This window comes from Bradyrhizobium sp. 160, from assembly GCF_023073735.1.
Classification (GTDB): Bacteria; Pseudomonadota; Alphaproteobacteria; order Rhizobiales; family Xanthobacteraceae; genus Bradyrhizobium.
The window spans coordinates 112,948-137,798 of sequence record NZ_JADPKD010000047.1; the positions used below are offsets into that span (position 1 = coordinate 112,948).

At 65.0% G+C, this 24,851-nt stretch carries 22 protein-coding genes; 10 read left to right on the forward strand and 12 right to left on the reverse strand.

What is annotated here, in order from left to right; translation table 11 throughout:
- Positions 1–44: 44 nt before the first annotated feature.
- A complete protein-coding gene (gene guaA, locus IVA98_RS18695) occupies positions 45–1,643 on the reverse strand; it encodes a glutamine-hydrolyzing GMP synthase (protein WP_247304393.1) in 1,599 nt (532 codons plus the stop codon).
- Between the two features lie 149 nt (positions 1,644–1,792).
- Between guaA and IVA98_RS18700 the strand changes: the two genes are divergently transcribed.
- The 3 genes from IVA98_RS18700 to IVA98_RS18710 all read left to right on the forward strand — a co-directional run bounded on the left by IVA98_RS18700 (position 1,793) and on the right by IVA98_RS18710 (position 3,183).
- Complete coding sequence (locus IVA98_RS18700; RefSeq protein ID WP_247304395.1) at positions 1,793–2,164, forward strand: nuclear transport factor 2 family protein; 372 nt, start codon at positions 1,793–1,795, stop codon at positions 2,162–2,164.
- A gap of 209 nt (positions 2,165–2,373) precedes the next feature.
- Positions 2,374–2,706, forward strand: a complete 333-nt coding sequence (locus IVA98_RS18705) for a DHCW motif cupin fold protein (protein WP_247304397.1) — start codon at positions 2,374–2,376, stop codon at positions 2,704–2,706.
- Positions 2,707–2,973: 267 nt separating this feature from the next.
- Positions 2,974–3,183: a cold-shock protein gene (locus IVA98_RS18710; protein ID WP_008141931.1), complete on the forward strand. Its 210-nt coding sequence runs from the start codon at positions 2,974–2,976 to the stop codon at positions 3,181–3,183.
- 114 nt (positions 3,184–3,297) lie between these two features.
- Here IVA98_RS18710 and IVA98_RS18715 read toward each other — a convergent pair whose 3' ends face one another.
- Both IVA98_RS18715 and IVA98_RS18720 read right to left on the reverse strand, forming a co-directional pair.
- Positions 3,298–4,599 (reverse strand): RsmB/NOP family class I SAM-dependent RNA methyltransferase, encoded by a 1,302-nt coding sequence (locus IVA98_RS18715; protein ID WP_247304399.1) that lies wholly within the window; start codon positions 4,597–4,599, stop codon positions 3,298–3,300.
- A 35-nt stretch (positions 4,600–4,634) separates the two neighbouring features.
- Entirely contained in the window at positions 4,635–5,057 is a 423-nt protein-coding gene (locus IVA98_RS18720; RefSeq protein ID WP_128262063.1) for an MAPEG family protein, read from the reverse strand.
- 304 nt (positions 5,058–5,361) lie between these two features.
- Between IVA98_RS18720 and IVA98_RS18725 the strand changes: the two genes are divergently transcribed.
- The gene (locus IVA98_RS18725) at positions 5,362–6,204 is read left to right on the forward strand and encodes a metallophosphoesterase family protein (RefSeq protein WP_247355304.1); all 843 of its coding nucleotides are present in this window, start codon (positions 5,362–5,364) and stop codon (positions 6,202–6,204) included.
- Here the strand turns inward: IVA98_RS18725 and IVA98_RS18730 are convergent.
- The 3 genes from IVA98_RS18730 to guaB form a co-directional block, all read right to left on the reverse strand.
- Positions 6,184–6,516, reverse strand: a complete 333-nt coding sequence (locus tag IVA98_RS18730; protein ID WP_247304402.1) for a hypothetical protein — start codon at positions 6,514–6,516, stop codon at positions 6,184–6,186. The two genes, IVA98_RS18725 and IVA98_RS18730, sit on opposite strands and share 21 nt — an antisense overlap.
- A gap of 145 nt (positions 6,517–6,661) precedes the next feature.
- Positions 6,662–7,684 carry an NADPH-dependent curcumin/dihydrocurcumin reductase gene (gene curA, locus IVA98_RS18735; RefSeq protein WP_247332662.1) on the reverse strand — a complete coding sequence of 341 codons (1,023 nt, stop codon included), beginning with the start codon at positions 7,682–7,684 and terminating at the stop codon, positions 6,662–6,664.
- A 264-nt stretch (positions 7,685–7,948) separates the two neighbouring features.
- Entirely contained in the window at positions 7,949–9,442 is a 1,494-nt protein-coding gene (gene guaB / locus IVA98_RS18740; protein WP_247304405.1) for an IMP dehydrogenase, read from the reverse strand.
- Positions 9,443–9,859: 417 nt separating this feature from the next.
- On the opposite strand from guaB, the gene IVA98_RS18745 reads away from it, so the two are divergent.
- A complete protein-coding gene (locus IVA98_RS18745) occupies positions 9,860–11,350 on the forward strand; it encodes an MFS transporter (protein ID WP_247304406.1) in 1,491 nt (496 codons plus the stop codon).
- 133 nt (positions 11,351–11,483) lie between these two features.
- Here the strand turns inward: IVA98_RS18745 and IVA98_RS18750 are convergent, their stop codons facing one another.
- Both IVA98_RS18750 and IVA98_RS18755 read right to left on the reverse strand, forming a co-directional pair.
- A complete protein-coding gene (locus tag IVA98_RS18750) occupies positions 11,484–12,182 on the reverse strand; it encodes an RlmE family RNA methyltransferase (protein ID WP_247304407.1) in 699 nt (232 codons plus the stop codon).
- Position 12,183: 1 nt separating this feature from the next.
- Positions 12,184–13,257, reverse strand: a complete 1,074-nt coding sequence (locus IVA98_RS18755; RefSeq protein ID WP_247355305.1) for a Ppx/GppA phosphatase family protein — start codon at positions 13,255–13,257, stop codon at positions 12,184–12,186.
- A gap of 207 nt (positions 13,258–13,464) precedes the next feature.
- Between IVA98_RS18755 and IVA98_RS18760 the strand changes: the two genes are divergently transcribed.
- The gene (locus IVA98_RS18760) at positions 13,465–15,837 is read left to right on the forward strand and encodes a xanthine dehydrogenase family protein molybdopterin-binding subunit (RefSeq protein ID WP_247355306.1); all 2,373 of its coding nucleotides are present in this window, start codon (positions 13,465–13,467) and stop codon (positions 15,835–15,837) included.
- 246 nt (positions 15,838–16,083) lie between these two features.
- On the opposite strand, the gene IVA98_RS18765 is transcribed toward IVA98_RS18760, so the two are convergent.
- Entirely contained in the window at positions 16,084–16,884 is an 801-nt protein-coding gene (locus tag IVA98_RS18765) for a hotdog family protein (protein ID WP_247304410.1), read from the reverse strand.
- Positions 16,885–16,987: 103 nt separating this feature from the next.
- On the opposite strand from IVA98_RS18765, the gene IVA98_RS18770 reads away from it, so the two are divergent.
- From IVA98_RS18770 to IVA98_RS18780, 3 genes are all read left to right on the forward strand, one after another.
- Positions 16,988–17,479 carry a YaiI/YqxD family protein gene (locus IVA98_RS18770; RefSeq protein WP_247304411.1) on the forward strand — a complete coding sequence of 164 codons (492 nt, stop codon included), beginning with the start codon at positions 16,988–16,990 and terminating at the stop codon, positions 17,477–17,479.
- Positions 17,480–17,481: 2 nt separating this feature from the next.
- Positions 17,482–19,293, forward strand: coding sequence for an ABC-F family ATP-binding cassette domain-containing protein (locus IVA98_RS18775; RefSeq protein WP_247355307.1), 1,812 nt, complete (start codon positions 17,482–17,484; stop codon positions 19,291–19,293).
- 63 nt (positions 19,294–19,356) lie between these two features.
- The gene (locus IVA98_RS18780; RefSeq protein WP_247304414.1) at positions 19,357–20,436 is read left to right on the forward strand and encodes a D-TA family PLP-dependent enzyme; all 1,080 of its coding nucleotides are present in this window, start codon (positions 19,357–19,359) and stop codon (positions 20,434–20,436) included.
- On the opposite strand, the gene IVA98_RS18785 is transcribed toward IVA98_RS18780, so the two are convergent.
- Positions 20,433–21,335: a LysR family transcriptional regulator gene (locus IVA98_RS18785; RefSeq protein ID WP_247304417.1), complete on the reverse strand. Its 903-nt coding sequence runs from the start codon at positions 21,333–21,335 to the stop codon at positions 20,433–20,435. The two genes, IVA98_RS18780 and IVA98_RS18785, sit on opposite strands and share 4 nt — an antisense overlap.
- A gap of 91 nt (positions 21,336–21,426) precedes the next feature.
- On the opposite strand from IVA98_RS18785, the gene IVA98_RS18790 reads away from it, so the two are divergent.
- On the forward strand, positions 21,427–22,644 hold the full coding sequence (locus IVA98_RS18790) for an MFS transporter (RefSeq protein ID WP_247304419.1): 1,218 nt from the start codon (positions 21,427–21,429) through the stop codon (positions 22,642–22,644).
- A 9-nt stretch (positions 22,645–22,653) separates the two neighbouring features.
- Here the strand turns inward: IVA98_RS18790 and IVA98_RS18795 are convergent, their stop codons facing one another.
- Together IVA98_RS18795 and IVA98_RS18800 are read right to left on the reverse strand one after the other, a co-directional pair.
- Positions 22,654–23,880, reverse strand: a complete 1,227-nt coding sequence (locus IVA98_RS18795) for a BaiN/RdsA family NAD(P)/FAD-dependent oxidoreductase (protein ID WP_256468174.1) — start codon at positions 23,878–23,880, stop codon at positions 22,654–22,656.
- Positions 23,877–24,794 carry an SDR family NAD(P)-dependent oxidoreductase gene (locus tag IVA98_RS18800; RefSeq protein WP_247304423.1) on the reverse strand — a complete coding sequence of 306 codons (918 nt, stop codon included), beginning with the start codon at positions 24,792–24,794 and terminating at the stop codon, positions 23,877–23,879. Before IVA98_RS18800 ends, IVA98_RS18795 begins: the two co-directional genes overlap by 4 nt.
- Positions 24,795–24,851: the final 57 nt, after the last annotated feature.

Sequence of the window (24,851 nt, forward strand, 5' to 3'; positions counted from 1 at the left end):
CAGATCCCCACCATTGGGGTGCTGCCGGTATGAATGGGTGAAAATCACTCCCACTCGATCGTCCCCGGCGGCTTACTGGTCACGTCGTACACCACCCGGTTCACGCCCTTCACCTCGTTAATGATGCGCGTGGCGGTCTCGCCCAAGAACTTCATGTCGAACGGGTAAAAGTCGGCGGTCATGCCGTCGGTGGAGGTGACGGCGCGCAGGCCGACGACGTAGTCGTAGGTGCGGCCGTCGCCCATGACGCCGACGGTCTTGACGGGGAGCAGCACGGCAAAGGCCTGCCAGATCACGTCGTAGAGGCCGTGCTTCCTGATCTGATCGATGTAGACGGCGTCGGCCTTGCGCAGGATGTCGAGCTTGTCTTTGGTGATTTCGCCGGGGCAGCGGATGGCGAGGCCCGGGCCCGGGAACGGGTGTCGGCCAACGAAGATTTCGGGCAGGCCGAGCTCGCGCCCGAGCTTGCGCACCTCGTCCTTGAACAGCTCGCGCAGCGGCTCGACGAGCTTCATGTTCATGCGCTCAGGGAGGCCACCGACATTGTGGTGCGACTTGATCGTCACCGAAGGGCCGCCGGTGAAGGAGACGCTCTCGATCACATCAGGGTAGAGCGTGCCTTGCGCGAGGAAGTCGGCGCCGCCGATCTTCTTGGCTTCCTCTTCGAACACCTCGATGAAGAGGCGGCCGATGGTCTTGCGCTTGGTCTCCGGATCGGTAACGCCTTCGAGCTCGCCCAAAAACTGTTTTGAGGCATCCACGTGCACGAGCGGGATGTTGTAGTGGTGGCGGAACAGGTCGACCACGGTCTTGGCTTCGTCGAGACGCAAAAGGCCATGATCGACGAACACGCAGGTGAGCTGGTCGCCGATCGCCTCGTGAATCAGCACGGCCGCGACCGCTGAATCGACGCCGCCGGAAAGGCCGCAGATCACCTTGCCTTTGCCGACCTGCTGGCGGATTTTTTGGATCTCCTCCTCGCGGAAGGCGCGCATGGTCCAGTCGCCGGAAAGGCCGGCGATCTTGCGCACGAAGTTGCGGATCAGTTTGGCGCCGTCGGGCGTGTGCACCACTTCCGGGTGGAACATCAGGCCGTAATATTTGCGCGTCTCGTCCTGGATGATCGCGAAGGGCGCGTTCGGCGAGGTGCCGGCCACCGAGAAGCCCGGCGGCATCCTGGTGATGCGATCGCCATGGCTCATCCAGACCTGATTCCTGCCGCCTGGTGACCAGACGTCCTCGAACAGCTTGCTCGGCGCCTTCACCTCGACATCGGCGCGGCCGAATTCGCGGTGATGGCCGCCCTCGACCTCGCCGCCGAGTTGGGCTGCCATGGTCATCTGGCCGTAGCAGATGCCCATTACCGGCACGCCGGAATCGAAGATCGCTTGCGGGGCGCGGGGCGAGCCGGCCTCATGCACCGACTCAGGCCCGCCGGAGAGGATCACCGCCTTCGGCTTCATCTCGTTGAAGGCAGCTTCGGCCTTGTTGAACGGAACGATCTCGCAATAGACGCCATCCTCGCGCACGCGGCGCGCGATCAGTTGCGTCACCTGGCTGCCGAAGTCGACGATGAGAATCTTGTCGTGCGCCGAGGCCACCGAGGGCGTCGACGCGGAGCGGTCGTTTTGTGCTGCTGTCATGGCCAGCAGATACGCGACACGGGAGCTGCCCGCAACCGCGCGGGCGCGCGCCCCACATCCTTCTTTGGGCATGGACAAAACCATATAGGTCAGTAATATTGACCTATTATGTCCTCCTCTCAAACAGGGGGCCGAACAGGGAGAACGCCATGTCACAGCACCATCAGCCATCAACGCTCGCCGCGCTCGGCCGGACCTGGGTCGAGGCCTGGAATGCGCGCGACCTCGAACGCGTGCTCACGCTCTATGACGAGGCGGCCGTGATGACGTCGGACCGCATCCCCGTCATGGGGTTCGATGCCAGCGGCACCGTGCGCGGCAAGGACGCGCTCCGCGCCTATTGGGGCAAGGCGCTCGGGCTTTTGCCGAACCTGCATTTTTCGTTGATCGATGTGTTCGTCAGCCCGGACAGCGTGGTTGTGTTCTACGAGAACGAGCGGGGCAAGCGAATCTGCGAATATCTGCGGGTGAACGCCGAAGGGCTGATCGTGCAGGGGTCGGCGAATCATTTGGCGGCATAGGCCGGTTCCGGAAGGCCGCCCCACCCTCGCCGCGGCTTCTCGGCTCGATCATTGCCGCCTCTGGAATACTGGATCGCCCGCCCCAGTGCGCAAGTGCGCACAAGGCGGGCGATGACAGCGTGAACGAGGAAGGTTCGTGACCCCCACACGCAGTGACGGAGAACGCGGTGTACGCTAACAACACTGCCGACACCGATTGGACCTCCGCCATGAAACTCCCGGCATCCCCGTTCACCGTCACCGACTGGAGCCAGGTCGAGCCCACCACGCATCCCGGCGAGACCGGCGAGGCCAAGTGGCGGACGCTCAACATCGGCGAACTCCGGGTGCGGATGGTCGAGTATTCGCCGGGCTACCTCGCCGATCATTGGTGCGATCGCGGTCACGTGCTCTACGTGCTGAAGGGCGAGCTCGACTCGGAGCTGCGCGACGGGCGCAAGTTCAAGCTGACGGCGGGGATGAGCTACCAGGTCTCGGATTTCGGCGACGCCGCGCACCGGTCCTCGACGGCGGTGGGTGCGACGCTCTTCATCGTCGATTGAGAGGCGCGAGGGCGGCCAATTTGCACCGCAAAATAGCAAGCGCGCGCGACATGCCGAGCCACGGGTGGTGCCTTGAACTGGCCCCAAATTCTCGCTATATTGTGATCATCGATACTTGGCCGAACGACTGGGCCGCTTCGCTTCGTTGCTGACGGGCGCGCACGCTTCAGATGAATTCTCCAAACATCGACTCATCAGGGACTATGGGCGCAATGCTGCGTACCGGTCTGCGTGCGTATCCTCTCTAACTAACTAAAGGACAATCCCATGGCTATGGGCACCGTGAAGTGGTTCAACACCCAAAAGGGTTATGGTTTCATTCAGCCGGACGACGGCCAAAAGGACGTATTCGTGCACATCAGCGCCGTCGAGCGCGCTGGCCTCTCCTCCCTCAACGAGGGCCAGAAGGTCTCGTTCGACATCGTCGCCGACCGCCGCAGCGGCAAGTCCTCGGCTGACAATCTCCGCGTCGGCTAACGCCGGCGCAAGGCGCTTCTGACCACCGACGTACCGGTCAGAAGCGGTTAGCGAACACAGGCCCCGCGACCGGATTCGGTTCGCGGGGCTTTGTTTTGGGCGCCGCTGGCGCGGTCAGCCCGATTTCCTCAGCACCGAAACGAAGAACCCGTCCGTCCCGGTCCGCCGCGGCGTCATCAGCCAGCCTTCATCCGATTGCAGTGCGGCCTCGCCAAAAGCCTCCGCCTTGTCCCAGAGCACGCTCGCGGTTTGCTCAGGCGGGACGACCGTGAACTCGGGATGGCGGGCGACGAACGCCCTGACCTGCTCACCGTTCTCTTCCGGCAGCACCGAGCAGGTGATGTAGGCGATGCGGCCACCCGGCTTCACCAGCGGAACCGCGCGCTCCAGCACCTCGGCCTGGTCGCGCAGGCGAATCTCCAGCGCGCCCGGCCGCATGCGCCATTTGGCGTCAGGGTTGCGGCGCCAAGTACCGGTTCCCGTGCAGGGTGCGTCGATCACGACCAGATCGGCGGTGCTGCGGATGTCGGCAAGCGGATCGGCGTCGCCCTTGGGCGTGCGGACATCGGCATTGTGGACACCGGCGCGCGACAGCCGCTCGTGGATCGGGGCGAGCTGGCGCTTGTCACGGTCGGTGGCGATCAGCCGGCCCTTGCCCTGCATCAGGGCGGCGAGCGCCAGCGTCTTGCCGCCGGCGCCGGCGCAGAGGTCGATCACCTGCTCGCCGGGTTTTGCCGCAGTGAATTGGGCTGCAAGCTGCGATCCCTCATCCTGCACCTCAATGGCGCCCTTGATGAAATCCTCCTCGGCCTGGATGCCCGGGTTGCGCGCATCGGCCGAAAGCTCGATGCGGAGGCCGGTTGCGGACCAAGGCGTCGGTTTTGCATGAAGATGAGCAAGTGCACGCAGCACCTTGTCCCGATTGGATTTTAGCGTGTTGACGCGCAGGTCGAGCGGGGCCCGGCTCGCCATCGCCGCGGCCTCGGCGGCACGGTCCTCGCCGAACACTTTTCCAAGGTGGGGATCAAGCCAGTCTGGATAGTCGCCGGCCACGGCGGCGGGCGCATCTTTCAGGGAACGCGAGGCGAGCGCGGCCTGCTCGGCTTCCGTCAGCGGCTCTGGCGCAAACCGGCTGCCGTCGAACATCGCGGCCATGGTGGCCGTATCCATGTTTCGCTCGAGGCGGAGCATGCCGATCAGCCGCGCCCGCGCGGTATCGGCATCCATCAGGTACGCGCTCGAGGCGTAACGGCGCAGCACGTCCCAGACCAGGCCGGCGATGGCGGCGCGGTCGCCGGAACCGGCGAAGCGGTGCGCGGTGCCCCACTCCTTCAGCGCCTTGGCCGCAGGCACGCGGTCCTTCTCGATGGTGTCGATCAGTTCGATGGCTGCGGACAGCCGGGCAGCGGGCGTCATTTCAAATCTTTCAAAAAAGATTGGCGCACAAGCGCCTAGATCAGCAAGAGCAGCTTCAGCGCGAAATAGATCCACATCGCCAACAGCACCAGCACGCCGGCGAGCCAGACCGTGGAGCGCCGGCCGAGATCGTTGGAGGAGACGAAAACGCCGGCATGGGCAAAGCGCGTCACCACGAACACCCAGGACATCAGCACGATGAAGAGATCGGCACGGCGCAGCGGCAGCGCCAGTGCGATCAGGACGTAGAACAGCACCGGCAGCTCGAACTGGTTGCGGTAGCAATTGGCGATTTGTGTGGCGCCCTTGGGCCAGTTCGGCTCGCCCAGCGCAATGTCGCGGATCTTGGTCTCGCCCGAGACCAGCGTCTTGCGGCGCGCGACAACCATGCCGATCAGGAGCGCGAAGGTGAGAGCGACCTGCACGAAGACCGGCAGCAGGACCATTTGAACGGACATCGGAACTTTCCCGGGAGGCGAAATGCCGCCGACCGTCATTAGCTGCGACTTTTGGCGCTGACAATGAACGACTTGAACCGGCGTTCCCGCTCTCGCGATCAAAGGTCGATCGTTAAAGCGATTTCGGCCCCCGCGGGCCGCGAGGCGAGAGACCGCCATGCCGACCGCATCGCCTCGCCGCTCGCCGGCGCCCTCGCCCGCAGGACGGCTATACGATCCGCTATCGCGCGCTTTAAACTTTGTTCGTGCGACGCATGCCCGCACCGTCATCGTTCCGACGCGTGACAACGGGTATGATGAACGCATGTCCGAATTTCGCCTCACGCAGATTTCCGACACCCATCTCGGCCGGCGCTTTCCCGGCCTGATCGCCAACTTCCACCGCCTCAGCGAGCACATCGACGCCAACAGGCCCGATCTCGTCATCAATACCGGCGATGTCTCGTTCGACGGCCCGACCAGCGTGGATGACGTCGCATTCGCGAAAAGCCTGCACGATGCCCTGCCCATCGCCTGCCGCTATCTCCCCGGCAATCACGACATCGGCGACAATCCAACCATGATTGGACCGGCGCCGAAGCCGCCGGTCAGCGAGGCGCACCGCCGACAATTCTGCGACATCATCGGCGAGGACCATTGGGCGTTCGAGGCTGCCGGCTGGTGCTTCATCGGCCTCGATTCACTTGTCATGAATGCAGGGCTCGCCTTCGAGGCCGAACAATTCGACTGGCTGGCCCGCGAGATCGCGCGCACCACGGGAAAGCCGGTCGCGCTGTTCCTGCACAAGCCGCTGTTTCTCAACCTGCCGGACGATCCCGAAACGCCGGAAACCGCGATCCGCTACGTGCCGCAGCCGGCCCGGGCGCGACTGATCGAGATGTTCGAGCGCGTCGATCTCCGGCTCATCGCCAGCGGTCATGTGCACCAGCGGCGCGACTTCACCTATCGCCTCACCCGCCATGTCTGGGCGCCGTCGGCCGGCTTCGTCATCAACGATGCGCGCCAGGACCGGATCGCGATCAAGGAAGTCGGGCTCGTCGAGTATCGTTTCCAGCCCGACAGTTTTGAGGTCCGCCACATCAGGGCCGCGGGCCAGGTCGATGTCGACATCGAAGAGCTCCTTGCCCTAATGGGCGACGAGCACTAATGCCTGCTTGACGGCTCGGGCGACGCTCTTGAGATCCTGCTGGATCGCAGCCAGCAAGGATTGCAGCGCCTCGCTGTTGACCGGCTTGGCCGTGGGATCCTTGGTAGGCTGGACCTTGGCCGGCTGGGCGGCTTGGACCGGACGCTTCGGGAATGGCGGCGGCGGCGGCATCGAGGGACCAACGACATCGCCCTCCTCGTCGACATGCACGAACTTGCCATGGATGACGTCGTTACGCCGGCCCATGACGAACATGGTCGCCCAATAGCCGGCTGCCAGCAGCATTACGCAGAAAATACCAATCTCTAACATCGCAGCACCTAAAATATGCGCGATGATTCAATGCCTTCACCTCGGGGTCAATGAACACGGGTCACACCTGCGGCTTTTGCCTCAAGGTGTGACCATTTGGTGACTCTTTCTTAACCATACCCGCCGGCGTGTGGCCCCGGCGCAGCTAGACTTTGTCAGGTCCGACCCGCACCAGCTGCTTGCCGAAATTGGCGCCCTTCAAGAGGCCCATGAAGGCGCCGGGCGCGCTCTCCAGGCCCTCGGTGACGAACTCCTTGTATTTCACCTTGCCCTCCCGGACCCAGGCCGATATGTCGCGCAAGAAATCGCCATGGCGCGCGGCGAAGTCGGAGACGATAAAGCCGCGGAAGGTCAGACGCTTGGTGAGGATGTTGCGCATCAAGGATGCGGCCCATTTCGGCGGCTTGGCCTCGGTGTCGTTGTAATGCGCGATCAGGCCGCAGACCGGCACGCGCGCGAAGGGGTTGAGCAGCGGGAACACCGCCTCGAACACCGCGCCGCCGACATTCTCGAAATAGACGTCGATGCCACCAGGGCAGGCATCCTTGAGCTTTGCCGCGAGATCGGGGCTGCGGTGATCGATGCAGGCATCGAAGCCGAGTTCCTTGACGACGTAATCACACTTGTCCTTGCCGCCAGCGATGCCGACCGCGCGCGCGCCCTTGATCTGCGCGATCTGGCCGACGGCCGAACCGACCGCACCGGAGGCGCCGGCGACGACGACGGTCTCGCCCGGTTGCGGCTTGCCGATGTCGAGCAGGCCCGTATAGGCCGTCATGCCGGGCATGCCGAGCACGCCGATCGAGGTCGAGATCGGGCCGAGCTTGGGATCGACCTTGATCAATCCTTTGCCGTTCGAGATCGCGTGGGTCTGCCAGCCGGAGCGGATGCGCACGATATCGCCGACCGCGAAATCAGGATTGTTGGACGCCGCGACCTCGCTGACCGCCTCGCCTTCCATCACGCCGCCAATCGGCACCGGTGCGGCGTAGGATGGCCCCTCGCTCATGCGCCCGCGCATATAGGGATCTAGCGACAGCCAAATCGTGCGCAACAGGACCTCGCCTGCCGCCGGCGTCGGCACCGCGAATTCCTCCAGACGAAAATCAGACGGCTTGGGTTCGCCGACGGGACGCGCGGCGAGAACGATGCGTTTGCCTTGGGACATGATGGCTTCCTCCGGAGTTTCTTCGTTGCAAGCGAAGCGGAGGGAGCGAGGCGCGTCAATACAAAAGCAGTGGAGAGGGTAGTCGGGCAGGCATGCGCCGTTCTCGTGTCCCGGACGCGCCGCAGCGCTCTTGCGCTGCTGCGCAGAGCCGGGACCCACGCAGCACGGATGATTGCCCAGTATGGAAGAACGCTGGGCCCCGGCTCTGCAGCGCACCCGCTGAAAGAGCGCTGCGCTGCGTCCGGGGCACGAGAGCGAAAACGACTAACCGCCGCCCGGATAGTTCGGCGCTTCGCGCGTAATGGTGACGTCGTGGACGTGGCTTTCGCGCAGGCCCGCGCCGGTGATGCGGACGAACTGGGCCTTCTGGTGCAGCTCCTTCATGTCGCGCGCACCGACATAGCCCATCGCGGCGCGCAAGCCGCCGGCGAGCTGGTGCATGACGTTACCGACCGGGCCCTTGTAGGGTACCTGGCCCTCGATGCCCTCAGGCACGAGCTTGAGCGCGTCCTTGATGTCCTGCTGGAAGTAGCGATCGGCCGAGCCGCGCGCCATCGCGCCGACCGAGCCCATGCCGCGATAGGCCTTGTAGGAGCGGCCCTGCCACAAAAACACTTCGCCCGGCGTCTCGTCGGTGCCGGCGAGCAGCGAGCCGACCATGGCGATGTCGGCGCCGGCGGCAAGCGCCTTGGCGAGATCGCCGGAGAACTTGATGCCACCGTCGGCGATCACTGGAACGTCGGACTTCTTCGCGGCTTCCACCGCATCCATGATCGCGGTGAGCTGCGGCACGCCGACGCCGGCGACGATGCGCGTGGTGCAGATCGAGCCCGGGCCGATGCCGACCTTGATGCAATCCGCACCCGCGTCGATCAGTGCCTGCGCGCCTTCGGTGGTGGCAATGTTGCCGGCAACGACCTGCACGGAATTGGAGAGACGCTTGATGCGGTTGACGGCGTGCAGCACGTGGCGCGAATGGCCGTGCGCGGTGTCGACGACGACGAGGTCGACGCCGGCATCGATCAGGCGCTCGGTGCGCTCGAAGCCGGTGTCGCCGACAGTGGTGGCAGCAGCAACGCGCAGGCGGCCCTGCGCATCCTTGCAGGCGAGCGGATGGGCGACCGCCTTTTCCATGTCCTTTACGGTGATGAGGCCGACGCAGCGATATTGCTCGTCGACCACCAGCAGCTTCTCGATGCGATGCTGGTGCAGCATCCGCCGCGCCTCGTCCTGGCTGACATTCTCGCGCACCGTGACGAGATTTTCGTGCGTCATCAGCTCGGAGATTTTCTGCTGCCGGTTGGTCGCAAACCGCACGTCGCGGTTGGTGAGAATGCCGACCAGCTTGCCCGGCGTGGACTTGCCGGCGCCGGTGACGACGGGAATGCCGGAGATGCCGTGATCGCTCATCAGCTTGAGTGCGTCGTCGAGCGTCGCCTCGGGGCTGATGGTGAGCGGGTTCACCACCATACCCGACTCGTAGCGCTTGACCTGCCGCACCTGGGCAGCCTGCCCGTCGGGGTCGAAATTGCGATGGATGACGCCGAGGCCGCCGGCCTGCGCCATGGCGATCGCCATACGCGCCTCCGTGACGGTGTCCATGGCGGAGGCCATGATCGGGATGTTGAGCGGAATGGCGCGGGTGACGCGGGAACGGATGTCGACCTCGCCCGGCATGACGTCCGACAGGCCAGGCTTCAACAGCACGTCGTCGAACGTGAAGGCTTCGCGAATGCCTTGAAGTTGCACCGTGGCCATCTGCCAACTCCTTCCTGCGGCCCTGCCGCAAATAGCTATGGATGAGCGCCGCCCTCGGCGTGCCTTGCGGCATCGCCGGAGAATCGGAGCCCATCGGTGGGGTTGACGCGGGTCGATAGCACGGCCGCGTGACGAATCAAAGCAATTCGGACCGCCGGACAGCCATGCACAGGCTTTTTGGGCAGATTCAGCGGGGATAGCCTGTGCGCGCCCCCACCCACCGTCATTCCGGGCTGGCGCCAGAAGGGGCGCCCGGCAATGACGAGGGAGCGAGACTCCCCGGGGTGCAACCGTTGAAGCGGGTCACACCGTTACGCGGCATTTAGGTGCTATGCGTTGTTGCGCAATGGTCCCGGCCTGACGGGGGTGATAAGCCGCAAGTCCACTCTTCCTTCCGATTTTCATTACCATTCCGTCATGGTCGACAAGCAACGCGTCATTCCGCTGATCGTGGCCACTGCTCTCTTCATGGAGAACATGGACTCGACGGTGATCGCCACCTCGCTGCCGGCGATCGCGGCCGACATCGGCACCAGTCCCCTGACGCTGAAGCTCGCGATCACCTCCTATCTGCTGTCGCTGGCCGTGTTCATCCCGGCGAGCGGCTGGACCGCCGACCGCTTCGGCGCGCGCATGGTGTTCGCAATCGCGGTCGGCGTGTTCATGGTCGGTTCGGTCGGCTGCGCGCTCTCGACCTCGGTCACCGATTTCGTGTTCGCGCGCATCCTGCAAGGAATGGGCGGGGCCATGATGACGCCTGTTGGGCGTCTCGTGCTGCTGCGTTCGGTCGACAAGAGCGCGCTGGTCAACGCGATGGCCTGGGTGACGGTCCCTGCCCTGATCGGCCCGGTGATCGGCCCGCCGCTCGGCGGCTTCATCACCACCTACGCCTCCTGGCACTGGATCTTCCTGATCAACATCCCGATCGGGCTGCTCGGCATCTTCATGGCGCTGCGCTTCATCGATCCCATCAAGAGCGAGACTCAGGAACCATTCGACCTCTACGGCATGATGCTGGCGGGCATCGGACTGGCCGGCATCGCGTTTGGTCTCTCCGTCGCCGGGCTCAACCTGCTGCCCTGGAGCACGGTTGCCGCGCTGGTGGTGGGCGGCGCGATCTCGATGGCGCTCTACGTCATCCACGCAAGGCGGACGGGATCGCCGGTGCTGGATTTTTCGCTGCTGAAGCTGCCGACGCTACGCGCGGCCGTGCTCGGCGGCTTCATGTTCCGGCTCGGCATCGGCGCGCTGCCCTTCCTGCTGCCGCTCCTGATGCAGATCGGCTTCGGCCTGTCGCCGTTCCACTCCGGCCTCGTCACCTTTGCCTCCTCGCTCGGCGCCATGGGCATGAAGACGCTGGCGGCGCGCATCATCCGCGCCTTTGGCTTCCGCAATCTGATGACGGTGAACGCGATCATCAGCGCATTCTTCCTCGGCGTCTGCGCGCTGTTCACGGTGACGACGCCGCTGCTCATCATCATGGTGATCCTGGTGGTCGGCGGCTTCTTCCGCTCGCTGGAGTTCACCGCCATTAACACAGTCGCCTATGCCGATGTCGAGACCGCCCAGATGAGCCGGGCCACCACGCTGGTCAGCGTCAACCAGCAGCTCGCGGTCTCCGCCGGCGTCGCCGTCGGCGCGGCCTGCGTCGAGACGACCATGTGGTTCAGTCATGTCAGCGAGCTCGACGCCACCGTGTTCGCGCCGGCCTTTGTCGTGGTCGCGCTGACCTCGGCGGCCTCTAGCTGGTTCTTCTGGCAGATGCCCGCTGACGCCGGTCACGAGATCTCCGGCCGCAAGGCGGCGGAGATCGCAAGCCGCAAAGGTGCCGGCAAGGGCGCAGAGAAGGCAGCGCTCAAGGCAGCGAGCGAGGATACCCAGGACGTGCGGGATCAGCGGCTGGGGTGAGTTCCTTCGGTCATTCGGGGCGATGCGGAGCATCGAGCCTGGAATCTCCGGAATCTATTGTGCCGCGGAGCGCGAGGAGAAATGGATTCCCGGCTCGCCTCTTCGAGGCGCCCCGGAATGACAGCGCTTGTGGTTACGCCTTCGCCTCGCCCCGAAAGCCCGTCGCCAGCACGTAGCGTTCCGAGGAATCCTGGCGGCTCGCGGCCGGCTTGACGTGACGCACGGCGGTGAAATCGCGCTTGAGCTGGGCGAGCAGATCGGCGTCGGCACCGCTCTGGAAAGTCTTTGCCAGGAACGTGCCGCCGGGCTTGAGCACGTCGCAGGCAAAGGCCGCCGCGGTCTCGATGAGACCGACGATGCGGAGCTGGTCGGTCTTGCGATGGCCGGTGGTGTTGGCCGCCATGTCCGACATCACGACGTCGGCGCCGCCGCCCAGCATCGCGGTGAGCTTTTCGGGGGCGTCATTGTCCATGAAGTCGAGCTGCGCGAAATCGACGCCCGGGATCTCAGGCATCTCCAGCAGGTCGATCGCGACGACTTTGCCCTTGCCTTCCGTGGAGCCGACGCGCTTGGCGGCAATCTGGCTCCAGCCGCCGGGCGCTGCACCGAGGTCCACCACAGCCATGCCTGGCTTGAGAAGACGGAACTTGTCGTCGATCTCCAAGAGCTTGAACGCCGCGCGCGAGCGATAGCCCGCCGCCTTGGCTTTCGCGACATAGGGATCGTTGAGCTGCCGCTCCAGCCACAGCTTCGACGAGAGCTTGCGCTTGCCGCCGGTCTTGACCTTGGTCTTGACTTGGACGTGCAAGCGGCCGGTGGTGTCCTTGGCCATCTCACCAGCTCCTGAGGATGCCGTCCTCGCGCATCATCTCGACCAGCATGCCTTCGCGTAAGCCCCGATCGGCGACGCGCAGACGCGGCAGCGGAAAGGCGCGCCTAATAGCATCGAGAATGGCGCAGCCGGCGAGCACGAGATCGGCACGCTCGATGCTGATGCAGCTGTTGCCGGCACGCTCCTCGTAGCTCATGCCGAGCAGCTTGTTGATGGTCGCGGTGATGTCGGAATCGTTCATCCAGATGCTGTCGATGCGACGGCGGTCGTAGCGCGCGAGGTTGAGATGGATGCCGGCGAGCGTGGTTACCGTGCCGGAGGTGCCCAAAAGATGCATGTCGGCGAGATCGCCGCCATGCTGCCCCGCAAACGGCGCGACGTGGCTCGCAACCTCCTGCTCCATCGCGGCATAGATCTCCGACGTCACGTCGCGGCCGCCGAACTGCTCGGCGAGGGTGACGACGCCAAGCGGGATCGACATCCAGGCTTTTATGCGCGGCTCGGGATTTTCCGGATCGCGCTCGATCCGCACCAGTTCGGTCGAGCCGCCGCCGATATCGAACAGGATCGCACCGCGTCCTCTGGGGTCCACCAGCGGCGAACAGCCGAGCACGGCGAGCGCCGCCTCCGTCTCGCGGTCGATCACCTCCAGCTCGATGCCGGTCTCGGCCGCGACACGGCTGCGGAAACCTTGCGCATTCGAGGCTGCGCGGCAGGCCTCGGTCGCGATCAGGCGCAGCCGCCGCGCCTTGCGCAAATTGATCTTGTCGCGGCAGATGCTGAGCGCCGCGATGGCGCGCTCGATCGCCGCCTCGCTGATGCATCCCGTTGCCGAGACGCCCTCGCCGAGCCGGATGATGCGCGAGAAGGAATCGACTACGCGAAAGCCGTCCTGGGTCGGACAGGCGATCAGGAGTCGGCAATTGTTGGTGCCGAGGTCCAGCGCCGCATAGACGCCGGTTCCCGGCGCCTGCGCGCCGACGGCCGGTACAGTGGCCAACGCCACCGCCGCCATCGACCCCTCCAGCTCACCGTGCAGCCCAAGGCCATCGCGGAGCCGCGTGTGGTCATTCATACAAACTGTCTTTCCGCGACCCATCGGGCCGATCTGGAATTGCTTTTCGCCTGAAACATTAGCAGCGCAGCAGGTCTGCGCAACATCGCATCACATGGGACCATGCCCATTCGTGCGTTGTCGTGAACGGGGCCGTGGGGTATTTCAGTGAGGTCCGGTCTCCCGCTGCCGCGAAAATGCGCAAATACCGGCTTTTCAGGTCACTCCATGCAAGAACATACCAAATCGTCCGCGCTCGAAAACGCTATTGCACTGCAAAAATATGGCGTCGGGCAGCCCGTCCGACGTAAGGAGGACGACACGCTGGTGCGCGGCAAAGGCCGCTATACCGACGATTTCAACCTGCCCGGCCAGGCCTATGCCGTTGTCGTCCGCTCCACCCACGCCCATGGCATCATCCGCCGCATCGGCATTGATGCCGCCAAGGCGATGCCGGGCGTACTGGGGGTGTGGACCGGCACCGATCTCGATGCAGCCGGCTACGGCCCCTTCACCTGCGGCCTGCCGCTGAAGAGCCGCGACGGCTCGCCCCTGCTTCAGACTAACCGTCAGCCGCTGGCGACCGACAAGGTCCGCTTCGTCGGCGATCCCGTCGCCTTCGTGGTGGCAGAGACGCTGGCCCAGGCGCGCGATGCGGCCGACGCCGTCGAGCTCGACATCGAGCCGCTGCCGGCAGTGACGGACCCCGAGGAAGCGGCCAAGCCCGGCGCGCCGCAGCTCTACGACCATATCCCGAACAACGTCGCGCTCGACTACCACTATGGCGACATGGAGAAGGTGAACGCGGCGTTTGCCAGCGCCGCCCACGTCACCAAGCTCGACATCGAGAATACCCGCGTCGCCGTGGTCTCGATGGAGCCGCGCGTGGGGCTTGCCTCCTACGACAAGAAGACCGAGCGCTACACGCTTCAGGTGCCGACGCAGGGTGTCGCCGGCAACCGGGCCAATCTCGCCAAGAACCTGAAAGTGCCGAACGAGAAGGTACGCATCCTCACCGCCAATGTCGGCGGCTCCTTCGGCATGAAGAACATCAACTATCCCGAGTACATGTGCATCCTGTACGCGGCGAAGGCGCTGGAGCGGCCGGTGAAATGGCTGGACGAGCGCTCCACCAGCTTTCTCTCCGACAGCCACGGCCGTGCACAAAAAATCCATGCCGAGCTCGCACTCGATGCCGAGGGGCATTTCCTCGCGGCCAAGCTCTCCGGCTACGGCAATCTTGGCGCCTATATAACCGGCGTTGCGCCGGGGCCGCTCTCGCTCAATATCGGCAAGAATTTTTCCAGCGTCTATCGCACGCCGCTGATGGCGGTCGACATCAAGACGGTTTTGACCAACACCACGCTGATGGGCGCCTATCGCGGCGCCGGTCGGCCCGAGGCGAACTATTACATGGAGCGGCTGATCGACCGCGCCGCCGACGAGATGGGCATCAACCGGCTGACCTTGCGCAAGCGCAACTTCATCAAGCCGGACCAGATGCCGTTCGCGGCCTCCTCCGGCGTCACGTATGACAGCGGCGACTTCCAGGCCGTGTTCAACAAGGCGCTCGAAATCTCCGACTACGATAATTTTGCGAAGCGCAAGAAGGAGAGCAAAAAGGCCGGCAAGCTGCGCGGCATCGCGGTCGGCTCCTATCTGGAGGTCACGGCGCCGCCGAGCCCCGAGCTCGGCAAGATCGTGTTCGACCCTGACGGCACCGTGCAGCTCGTCACCGGCACGCTCGATTACGGCCAGGGCCATGCGACGCCGTTTGCGCAAGTTTTGAGCGAGCAGCTCGGGGTGCCCTTCGAGCGCGTCAAGCTCGTCCAGGGCGACAGCGACATCGTGCACACCGGCAACGGCACCGGCGGTTCGCGCTCGATCACCGCGAGCGGCATGGCGATCGTGGGAGCCGCCAAGCTCGTGATCGAAAAGGGCAAGCGCGCCGCCGCGCACATGCTGGAGGCGTCCGAGGCCGACATCGAGTTCGAAGGCGGCCGCTTCACCATCGCTGGCACCGATCGCAGCATCGATATCATGGAGCTGGCGCAGCGCCTGCATGGTGGCAAGGTGCCGGAGGGCGTGCCTGACAGCCTCGACGTCGACCACACCAGCGAGCCGGTGCCGTCGGCCTTCCCGAACGGCTGCCACGTCGCCGAGGTCGAGATCGATCCGGAGACCGGCGTGGTGCAGATCGTGCGCTACAGCGCGGTCAACGATTTCGGCACGGTGATCAATCCGATGCTGGTCGCGGGCCAGCTCCATGGCGGCGTCGTCCAGGGCATCGGTCAGGCGCTGATGGAGCAGATCCGCTACGACGACAGCGGCCAGCCGATCACGGGCTCACTGATGGACTACGCGCTGCCGCGCGCCGAGGACGTGCCGAACATGACGGTCGGCGATCATCCGGTGCCGGCCACGACCAATCCGCTCGGCAGCAAGGGCTGCGGCGAAGCCGGCTGCGCCGGCAGCCTGTCGACGGTGGTGAACGCGGTACTTGACGCGCTTTCAGAGTACGGCATCAACCACATCGACATGCCGCTCACGCCGGAGCGGGTGTGGCGGGCGATCCAAGAGGCGAAGGCCAAGGCGGCGTAAGGGCCTCTCTCGCAGAGCGATCACCTGCCGTTTCCACGCGCAAACTGTCATCGCCCGGCTTGCCGCCTTCGCCAAGGCTTCGGCGGGCCGAGCACTCCTGTGGGCCTCGGCGTAGCCTTGGCGGAGCCGGGACCGGGCGATCCAGTACTCCGAGACGGTTGTGGTTTTCTTGATGGCCGCGGCGTACTGGGTTCCCCGCCTTCGCGGGGAATGACAGCGAATGTGAGGACGCGCCGTGCGCCTTCCCTACGCCGCAGCCTGCTCGCGTGGCTGATAGATCGCGGTGTGCTGGCAATGCGCCAGCGGCGTGGTGCCGTTGGCAACAACCAGCGCGTCGAGCTCGACGAAGCGGTGGCCCTTCTTCTCGTAATTCGCGGTGACTTTTGCCCGCGCGGTGATCTCGTCGCCAGCGCGCGCGGCCGCCAGCAATTGCATACGGCTACCGACGTGAATCCACGGACCCAGAATGGTGTTGTCGACCAGCACGCGGTTGATGACGCGCTGGATCAGGCCGGGATGGCCGAGCCTCTCGCGTGCGAAGATCGGATCGGTCTCCCTGATATCGGCGAGATAGTCGGCCGCATCCTGTTCAGCCCAGCGGCGCGGAAGCGTGCCCAGCCATTTCCCCGTTTCGAACGTCGCCGGACTGACTGGCGTGCGCTCGCCAACAACAGGCACCTCGACATAGTCGCTCAGCGAAATCGTCGGCGCCGCCGCTGGCAGCGTGGCCGTGCCCGTCGCACAAAGCTCGGTGCGACTGAACACCTCGATCGTCAGCAGGCCATTGTGCTCGGTGGCATCGACATCGGCGGTCTCGCCGTCATAGACCGGCTTGATGAAGCGCGCCTCGACCAGTCCACGGGTGAGGAAATCGCGGCCCCAGCGGGCAATCGGCACGTGCATCATGTAGGCGAAGACATCGACGCCCGGCACCAGCCCGCCGGAAAAGCCGAAACGGCGCGCCACCGTGTCGTCGTGCATCTTGTTCTCGGACTGCTTTGCAGTGTTGTAGGCCTGGACGCGATAGGTTTCGAGCCGGTCCGGCATGGCTGGCGTTCCCGTTCTTGTTGTTTCGGAGCTGATCGTAGAGCCCAGGGAACACCGGTCAATCCCCTCGCCTTTGCGGCCCGAATGGGGTACCACGCGGCCAATGACTGACACCCCCACTCGCATCTATATCGATGCCGACGCCTGTCCGGTGAAGGACGAGATCTACCGCGTCGCGCTCCGCCACGGCGTGCCCGTGAGCGTGGTTGCCGGCAATTTCATCCGCGTGCCCCAAGATCCCCTGATCGAGCGCATCGCCGCCGGTCCGGGCATGGACGCGGCCGACGACTGGATCGCGGAGCGCGCCAAGCCCGGCGATGTTGTCGTGACATCAGACATTCCGCTGGCCAGCCGTTGCGTCAAGGCGGGCGCCGACGTGATCGCACCAAACGGCAAGCCGTTCACGGAGGAATCGATCGGCATGACGTTGGCGGTGCGCAACCTCATGACGGATCTGCGTTCGGCCGGCGAAGTCACCGGCGGCCCGCGCTCGTTCGCGCCGCGCGACCGTTCCGCATTCCTCTCGGCGCTGGACCAGACGCTGCGCCGGATTCAGCGCCGCCGCGCTGATGCGGCCGCAACCAGTCAGAGCTGACCATGGCGCCGCCGCTGATCCAACTGAAAGACATCAGGCTGACGTTTGGCGGCACGCCGCTTTTGAGCGGCGTCGAGCTCAATGTCGCGCCAAGCGAGCGCGTCTGCCTGATCGGCCGTAACGGCTCCGGCAAGTCGACGCTGCTCAGGATCGCCGCCGGCCTGGTCGAACCCGATGGCGGCACGCGCTTCGTGCAGCCTGGCGCTACCGTGCGCTATCTGCCGCAGGAGCCGGACTTCGGCGAGCACAAGACCACGCTCGCTTATGTCGAGGCAGGCCTCGCGCCCGGCGACGACCTGCACCAGGCGCGTTATCTCTTGGAACAGCTCGGTCTCACCGGCGAGGAGAACCCGCATAACCTCTCTGGCGGCGAGGCCCGTCGTGCCGCGCTCGCCCGCGTGCTGGCGCCCTCGCCCGACATCTTGCTGCTTGACGAGCCGACCAACCATCTCGATCTCTCCACCATCGAGTGGCTGGAAAAGGAGCTCGACAGCCGGCGCAGTGCGCTGGTGCTGATCAGCCACGACCGCCGCTTCCTCACCAACCTGTCGCGCTCCACCGCCTGGCTCGACCGCGGCAAAATCAAGCAGATCGACCGCGGCTTTGCCTCGTTCGAGGCTTGGCGCGACGAGGTGCTGGCGGAGGAAGAGCGCGACCAGCACAAGCTCGACCGCAAGATCGTCGACGAGGAGCACTGGCTGCGCCACGGCGTCTCCGGCCGGCGCAAGCGCAACGTCAAGCGCCTCGCCAATCTGCATGCGCTGCGCGACCAGCGTCGCAATTATCGCGGCAGCGCCGGCAGCGCCAATCTGGCACCCGCGGAAGCCGAGCAGTCCGGCAAGCTGGTGATCGAGGCCAAGGGCATCACCAAGGCCTATGGCGAGCGCAAGATCGTCGAAAACTTCTCCACCCGCATTCAGCGCGGCGATCGGCTCGGCATCATCGGGCCGAACGGCGCCGGCAAGACCACCCTGGTCAACCTGCTCACCGGCGGCACGCAGCCGGATTCCGGCATTGTGCGGCTCGGGGCCAATCTCGAGATGGCAACGCTCGACCAGCACCGTGAAAGCCTCGATCCGAAGTCGACGCTGGCTGAAGCGCTGACCGGTGGCCGCGGCGATCACATCATGGTCGGCGGCAAGCCGAAGCATGTCGTCGGCTACATGAAGGACTTTCTGTTCGCACAGGAACAGCGCGGCACGCCGCTTGAGGTGCTCTCCGGCGGCGAGCGTGGCCGGCTGATGCTGGCCCGCGCGCTGGCAAAGCCCTCGAACCTCCTGGTGCTGGACGAGCCGACCAACGATCTCGATCTCGACACCCTCGACGTGCTCGAGGAGATGCTCGGCGATTACGAGGGCACGGTAATCCTGATCAGCCACGACCGCGATTTCCTCGATCGCGTCGTCACCTCCGTGATCGCGCCCGAGGGTAACGGCAAATGGATCGAATATGCCGGCGGCTACAGCGACATGCTGGCGCAGCGCGGCGCGGACCTCAAACGTGATACGGCAAAGGTGCAGGCCTCGGCGGAGAAGAAAGAGGAACGGCCAGCTGCTCCCGCTGCCGCACCAAAGCGGCGCCTGAGCTTCAACGAGAAGCACGCGCTGGAAACGCTGCCGAAGAAGATGGAAGCGTTGCAGGCCGATATCGCCAAGCTGCAACGCGTGCTCGACGATCCCAACCTCTACACCAAGGATCGTAAGAAGTTCGACGACACCTCCGCCGCCATCGCCAAGGCGCATGAAGAATTGTCTGCTGCCGAAGAGCGCTGGCTCGAACTTGAAATGCTCCGCGAAGAGATTGAACAGGCATAGCGCGTATTCCGCAAAAGTGGGCACCGGTTTGCGATTGGAACACGCGCCAACGAAAGGACTTCCATGACCACCCCCCTCGCCGCAAAAATCGCCCGCGAATACGGCACGCCCTGCGCTGTCATCGACATGGACAGGGTCGAGCGCAACATCGCGCGCATCCAGAAGGCCTGCGATGATGCCGGGATCGCCAATCGTCCCCACATCAAGACACACAAGAACCCGACGATTGCAAAAATGCAGGTTGCGGCCGGCGCCAAGGGGATCACCTGCCAGAAGCTCGGCGAAGCCGAGATCATGGCCAATGCCGGCATCGACGATATCCTGATCAGCTACAATCTCCTGGGCGAGGAGAAGATGGCGCGGCTCGGAGCGCTCCAGGCGAAGGCCAACATGACCGTGGCCGCCGACAATTCGACGGTCGTCGCAGGGCTCCCCAAGGCAGCCGCCGCATCAGGCCGCCCGCTCTCGGTCGTGGTCGAATGCGACACGGGCCGCAAGCGCGCCGGTGTCGAGACGCCGGCCGAAGCAATCGCTTTGGCGCGGGAGATTGCCGCGTCCAAAGGACTGCAGTTCGCCGGCTTCCTGATGTATCCGACCGAGACCGGCTGGGCGGAGGCGCAAAAATTCTACGACGAGGCGCTAGCTGGCGTGCGCGCGCACGCGCTGGACGCGAAGATCGTCTCCACTGGCGGTACGCCGAACCTGAAGAACCTCGGCAAGCTCAAGGGCGGCACCGAGCACCGCTTCGGCACCTATATCTACAACGACCGTATGCAGGTCGCCGCCGGCGTCGCCAGTTGGGACGACTGCGCACTGCACATCTATTCGACGGTGGTGAGCCGCGCTGCGCCCGAGCGCGGCATTCTCGATGCCGGTTCGAAGACGCTGACCACGGACACCGGCGGCCTCGACGGTCACGGCCTGATCCTGGAGCATCCCGAGGCGAACATCGCGCGCTTTGCCGAGGAGCACGGCTTCCTCGACCTCTCCCGCAGCAACACGCGGCCCAACGTCGGCGATGTCGTCCGCATCGTGCCGAACCATGTCTGCGTCGTCGTCAACATGATGGATGAGGTCGTGATGGTGCGCGGCGAGGAGATCATCGGCACACTGCCGGTCGCGGCGCGGGGGAAGCTGCGCTAGCGGCCGATCAGGGCCTGGAGCTCTCTGTCCAGCCCGTCGCGGAAGAGCTTGATCGGCCGCTCCAGACGGCCGGCGGGCGCGCGATGGATCATCCATGCGCGCACGGCGGGTTTGAAGTCGCGCGCAGCGACGGCCTTGAGCTTGTCACGAAACGCGCTGTGCTTCAGCGCGATCGGAGTGACCAGCCCGACGCCGAGGCCGCGCGACACCAGCGAGAGGCGCAGTTCGCTGTCCAACGCCTCTACCGCGATATTGAACGGCAGATGCGCGGCATCGAACTTTCGTTTCAGCGTATCGCGAAACCCGCAACCGTCCTGGTTGATCACCCAGGATAGCTGCGACAGTCGTTCCAGGTCGACGATGCGCGGAATCTTCATGTCGCGCGCGACGACAAACACAACCGGCTGCGCCCCGAGATCATCGGCAACGAGATCGGCAGGCGGCACGGCTCCGTCAGGCAGACAGATCGCGGCGGCATCGAGTTCGTTGCGACAGACACGTTCGAGCTGGTTTGGCGACCAACCCGAGACAACACGCACGGCAAGTAAGGGAAATTCGGCGCGCACAGCATCGAGCGGTCCGGTCAACCCTGCCTCCGAGAGGAACGGCGTCAGACCGAGCCTGAACTCGCCACGCACCATGCCGTCATCGGCAACACCCGACTTGAGGTCGTCCAGCATCCTGAGCAGGCGCCGGCCCTGCTCATAGGCCTCGTGGCCCGCCGCCGTCGGTTTCAGCGGCTTCGACAGTCGATCCAGGAGCTGTGCCCCCAGCATCTCCTCGAGATTCTGGATACGACGCGTCACGCCGGGCTGCGTGAGATTGAGACGTGCCGAGGCCGCGACGATCGATCCGGTCTCGACCACCGCGACGAACGCGACAAGGTCATGGGTGTTCATGAGCAACTCGCATATTCTTTATAGTCTTATTTGAATTGTAGCATAATGATGCTTCCGCTTAAAGGGTCCCGCACCAGAGCTGCGAGGATCCATGACCATTTCCGAAGCAACCAAGCCGGCGTCTCGAAGCCAACTCGCCGAGCGGCCCCTGATCTGGCTCGGCGCCATCACCGCCGGTGTCGTCGTCACCGATCTGTTCGCGCCGCAGATCCTGCTCGGACTGATTGGCCGGTCACTGTCCATGACTGCGTGGCAGGCCGGCCTGATCAGCACGCTGACATTGCTCGGTTATGCCCTCGGCCTGCTGCTGCTCGTGCCTCTGGTCGATCTCGTCGAGAACCGGCGACTCATCCTGCGGACGCTCGGCTGTGCCATCCTCGCCGCGCTTGCAACGGCACTTGCGCCGACGCCCTCGTTCCTGCTGCTCGCCACCTTCATCCTCGGCGCGTCCTGCGCGGCGATCCAGATGATGGTTCCGCTGGTCGCATCCATGGTGCCGCCGGACCGTCGCGGTCAGGCCATCGGCGAGGTGATGGGCGGATTGATGATCGGTATCCTCTTATCACGGCCCGCGGCGAGCCTGATCGCGGATCTCTGGAATTGGCGCGCCTATTACGTCGTCTCCGCCGCGCTGATGGCGCTGCTTTCCGGCGCGCTTGGCCGCTACCTTCCAACGCTTCAACCGACAGCACACGCGAGCTACGGCGAATTGCTCCTATCCTTTCCAAGGCTGCTGCGGGATGAGCCCGTGCTGCGGGTGCGCGCCTGGACCGCATCGCTTGTCATGGCTTCCTTCACCGCGTTCTGGTCGGCGGTCGCACTGCGGCTGCCCGATGCTCCATTCGGCCTCGACGCCAAGGGAATTGCTGCGTTCGCGCTGATTGGCGTGGCTGGCGCTGCGGCAACACCGATCGCCGGCCGCTGGGGCGACAAAGGCAGGGCGCGGCCGATGTTCCTTGCGGCCCATCTGCTCATCATCGGCTCACTCGCGCTTTGTGCCTGGGCGGGCATGCTGGAATCCCGCATCACCGCACTGCTGCTGTTGAGCCTTGGCACGATCCTGCTCGACGTCGGCATCACCACCGACCAGACGCTCGGCCGCCGCGCCATCAACCTGCTGCGACCGGAAGCACGCGGCCGACTGAACGGCCTGTTTGTCGCGCTGTTCTTCTTCGGTGGCGGCGTCGGCGCCGCGGCGGCTTCCCTGGCCTGGAGCTATGGCGGCTGGACCATGGTTTGCGCCGTCGCAGCAAGCTTCGGCGTGTTGGGCCTCCTCACCAATCTCGTCTCTAGGACCGGCACGTTATGATCGGGAAGATCAGGACGACAATTGGGCGAGCCGTTTCAGCACGCCCCTGCCCGCGGCGGCGCCGGTCGCAAACGAGGCCTGCAACAGATAGCCGCCGGTCGACGCCTCCCAGTCCAGCATCTCGCCGGCGGCAAATGCGCCGGGCAGCTTGCGGATCATGTAATCCGCTGTGAGTTCATCGAATAAGATGCCACCGGCGCTGGAGATGGCACGCGCAATTGGCGCTACGCCAGTTAGCTTGATCGGCACGGCGTTGATGAGCTCCGCCAATCGCTCGGGCGGCATTGCCGACAGCGACTGGCCCGCGCCGATTGCCGCCTCCTGCAGCAACCCGGCGGATATGGGCGAAAGCTGCGCGGCCTTGCGCAGGAAGTTGGAGAGCGATTGTTTGCCGCGCGGGGCAGACAGGCGCTTAACGAGTTCGGCGTCATCAACGTCCGGGCGCAAGGCGACGCGCAGCACCGCCTCGCCGTTCGCCGCAATCGCCTCGCGCAGTTCGGCCGACAACGCGTAGATCGCCCCGCCCTCGATGCCGGCCCGCGTGATGATGGCCTCGCCGCGCAGGACATGCGGACCGAAGGTGAGCGCAATTCCCTTGAGCGGCTGGCCTTCGAAACGCGTGCGAAACACATCGGACCAGGCAACGGCGAAGCCGCAATTGGCAGGCCGCAGCGGCGATATCGCAATGCCCTTGTCCGCCAGAATTGTCGCCCAGCTGCCGTCTGAGCCGAGCCGCGGCCAGCTTGCGCCGCCGAGTGCCAGCACCGTCGCTTTGGCAGCGATTTCAGCCGTTCCATCGGGTGTTTGGAATTGCAGCCGTCCCCCGTTGTCCCAGCCAGTCCATCGATGGCGAAAGGCGAAGCGGACACCGCTCGCATCGAGGCGCCGCAACCAGGCGCGCAGCAAGGGCGAGGCCTTGAATGCCTTCGGAAATATCCGCCCGCTGGTACCGACGAAAGTCGGCTCGCCCAGCGCCTCGCTCCAGGCGCGCAGCGCGTCGGGCGGAAACGCGTCGATGGCACCCTTCAGTTTCGGCGCCGCCGCGCGGTAGCGCGCCATGAATTGCGGCAGCAGCTCGTTGTGGGTGAGATTGAGACCGCCGCGGCCGGCCATGAGGAATTTTCGGCCAGCGGACGGCATGGCGTCGTAGACGGTGACGCGCAGGCCGCCCTGTGCCAGCACCTCCGCCGCCATCAGCCCGGCGGGACCGCCGCCGATGACGGCGACCGCTGTCAGAGTTTTACCCCAGCCCGCGCCGCGGCCTGCGCGACGTATTTCTGCGTCTGCTCGAACGCACCCGTCAGCGCCTTGGCCTTCGACATGTCGCTGATCTCGGCGAAATGCGCGGCGACCGCGTCCGGGGTCCATTCGGATTCCGGCAGGTTGATGCCTTCGCTCTCCAAGATCTTGATCACTGCGAAGGAGCCGGCGCCGGCCCCCATGATGGTGCGGGTCGGCGCGTCCTCGCTGAGCATGTACTCGACCGCGGGCGTGATCGCGTTCGGCTTCATCAGTTGCAGGGCCTGCGGCGGCAGCAGCTCTTCGGTCATGCGGGTTGCCGCCGTCGGCGAGATAATGTTGACGCGGATGTTGTTCTTGCGGCCCTCTTCCGCGAGCACGTTCATCAGGCCGACCATGCCCGATTTCGCCGCGCCGTAGTTGGCCTGTCCGAAATTGCCGTAGAGGCCGGAGGACGACGTCGTCAGCACGATGCGGCCGTAGTTGCGGTCGCGCATGCCGGCCCAGACCGCCTTGCAGCAATAGAAGGTGCCGACGAGATGCACGTCGAGCACCTTCTGGAAATCGGCCGCCTCCATCTTGCCGAACGACTTGTCGCGCAGGATGCCGGCATTGGCGCACAGGAGATCGACGCTGCCCCACTCCCTGGTGGCGCGCTCGACCATGGCTGTGACCTGCTCGAAATTCGAGACATCGGCGCCGTCGGCCATCGCGGAGCCGCCCGCTTTGCGGATCTCCTCGACCACGGATTCGGCCGGCGACAGCGAGCCGCCGGTGCCGTCGCGCGCACCGCCGAAGTCGTTGACGACGACCTTGGCGCCGCGGCTGGCCAATCCCAGTGCATGCGCCCGCCCCAGACCATTGCCCGCGCCGGTGACGATGGCGACGCGTCCGTCGAACCTGATTGCCATGAGTAGGAGTCTCTGTTCTTCCCTTCTCCCCTTGTGGGAGAAGGTGGCGCGAAGCGC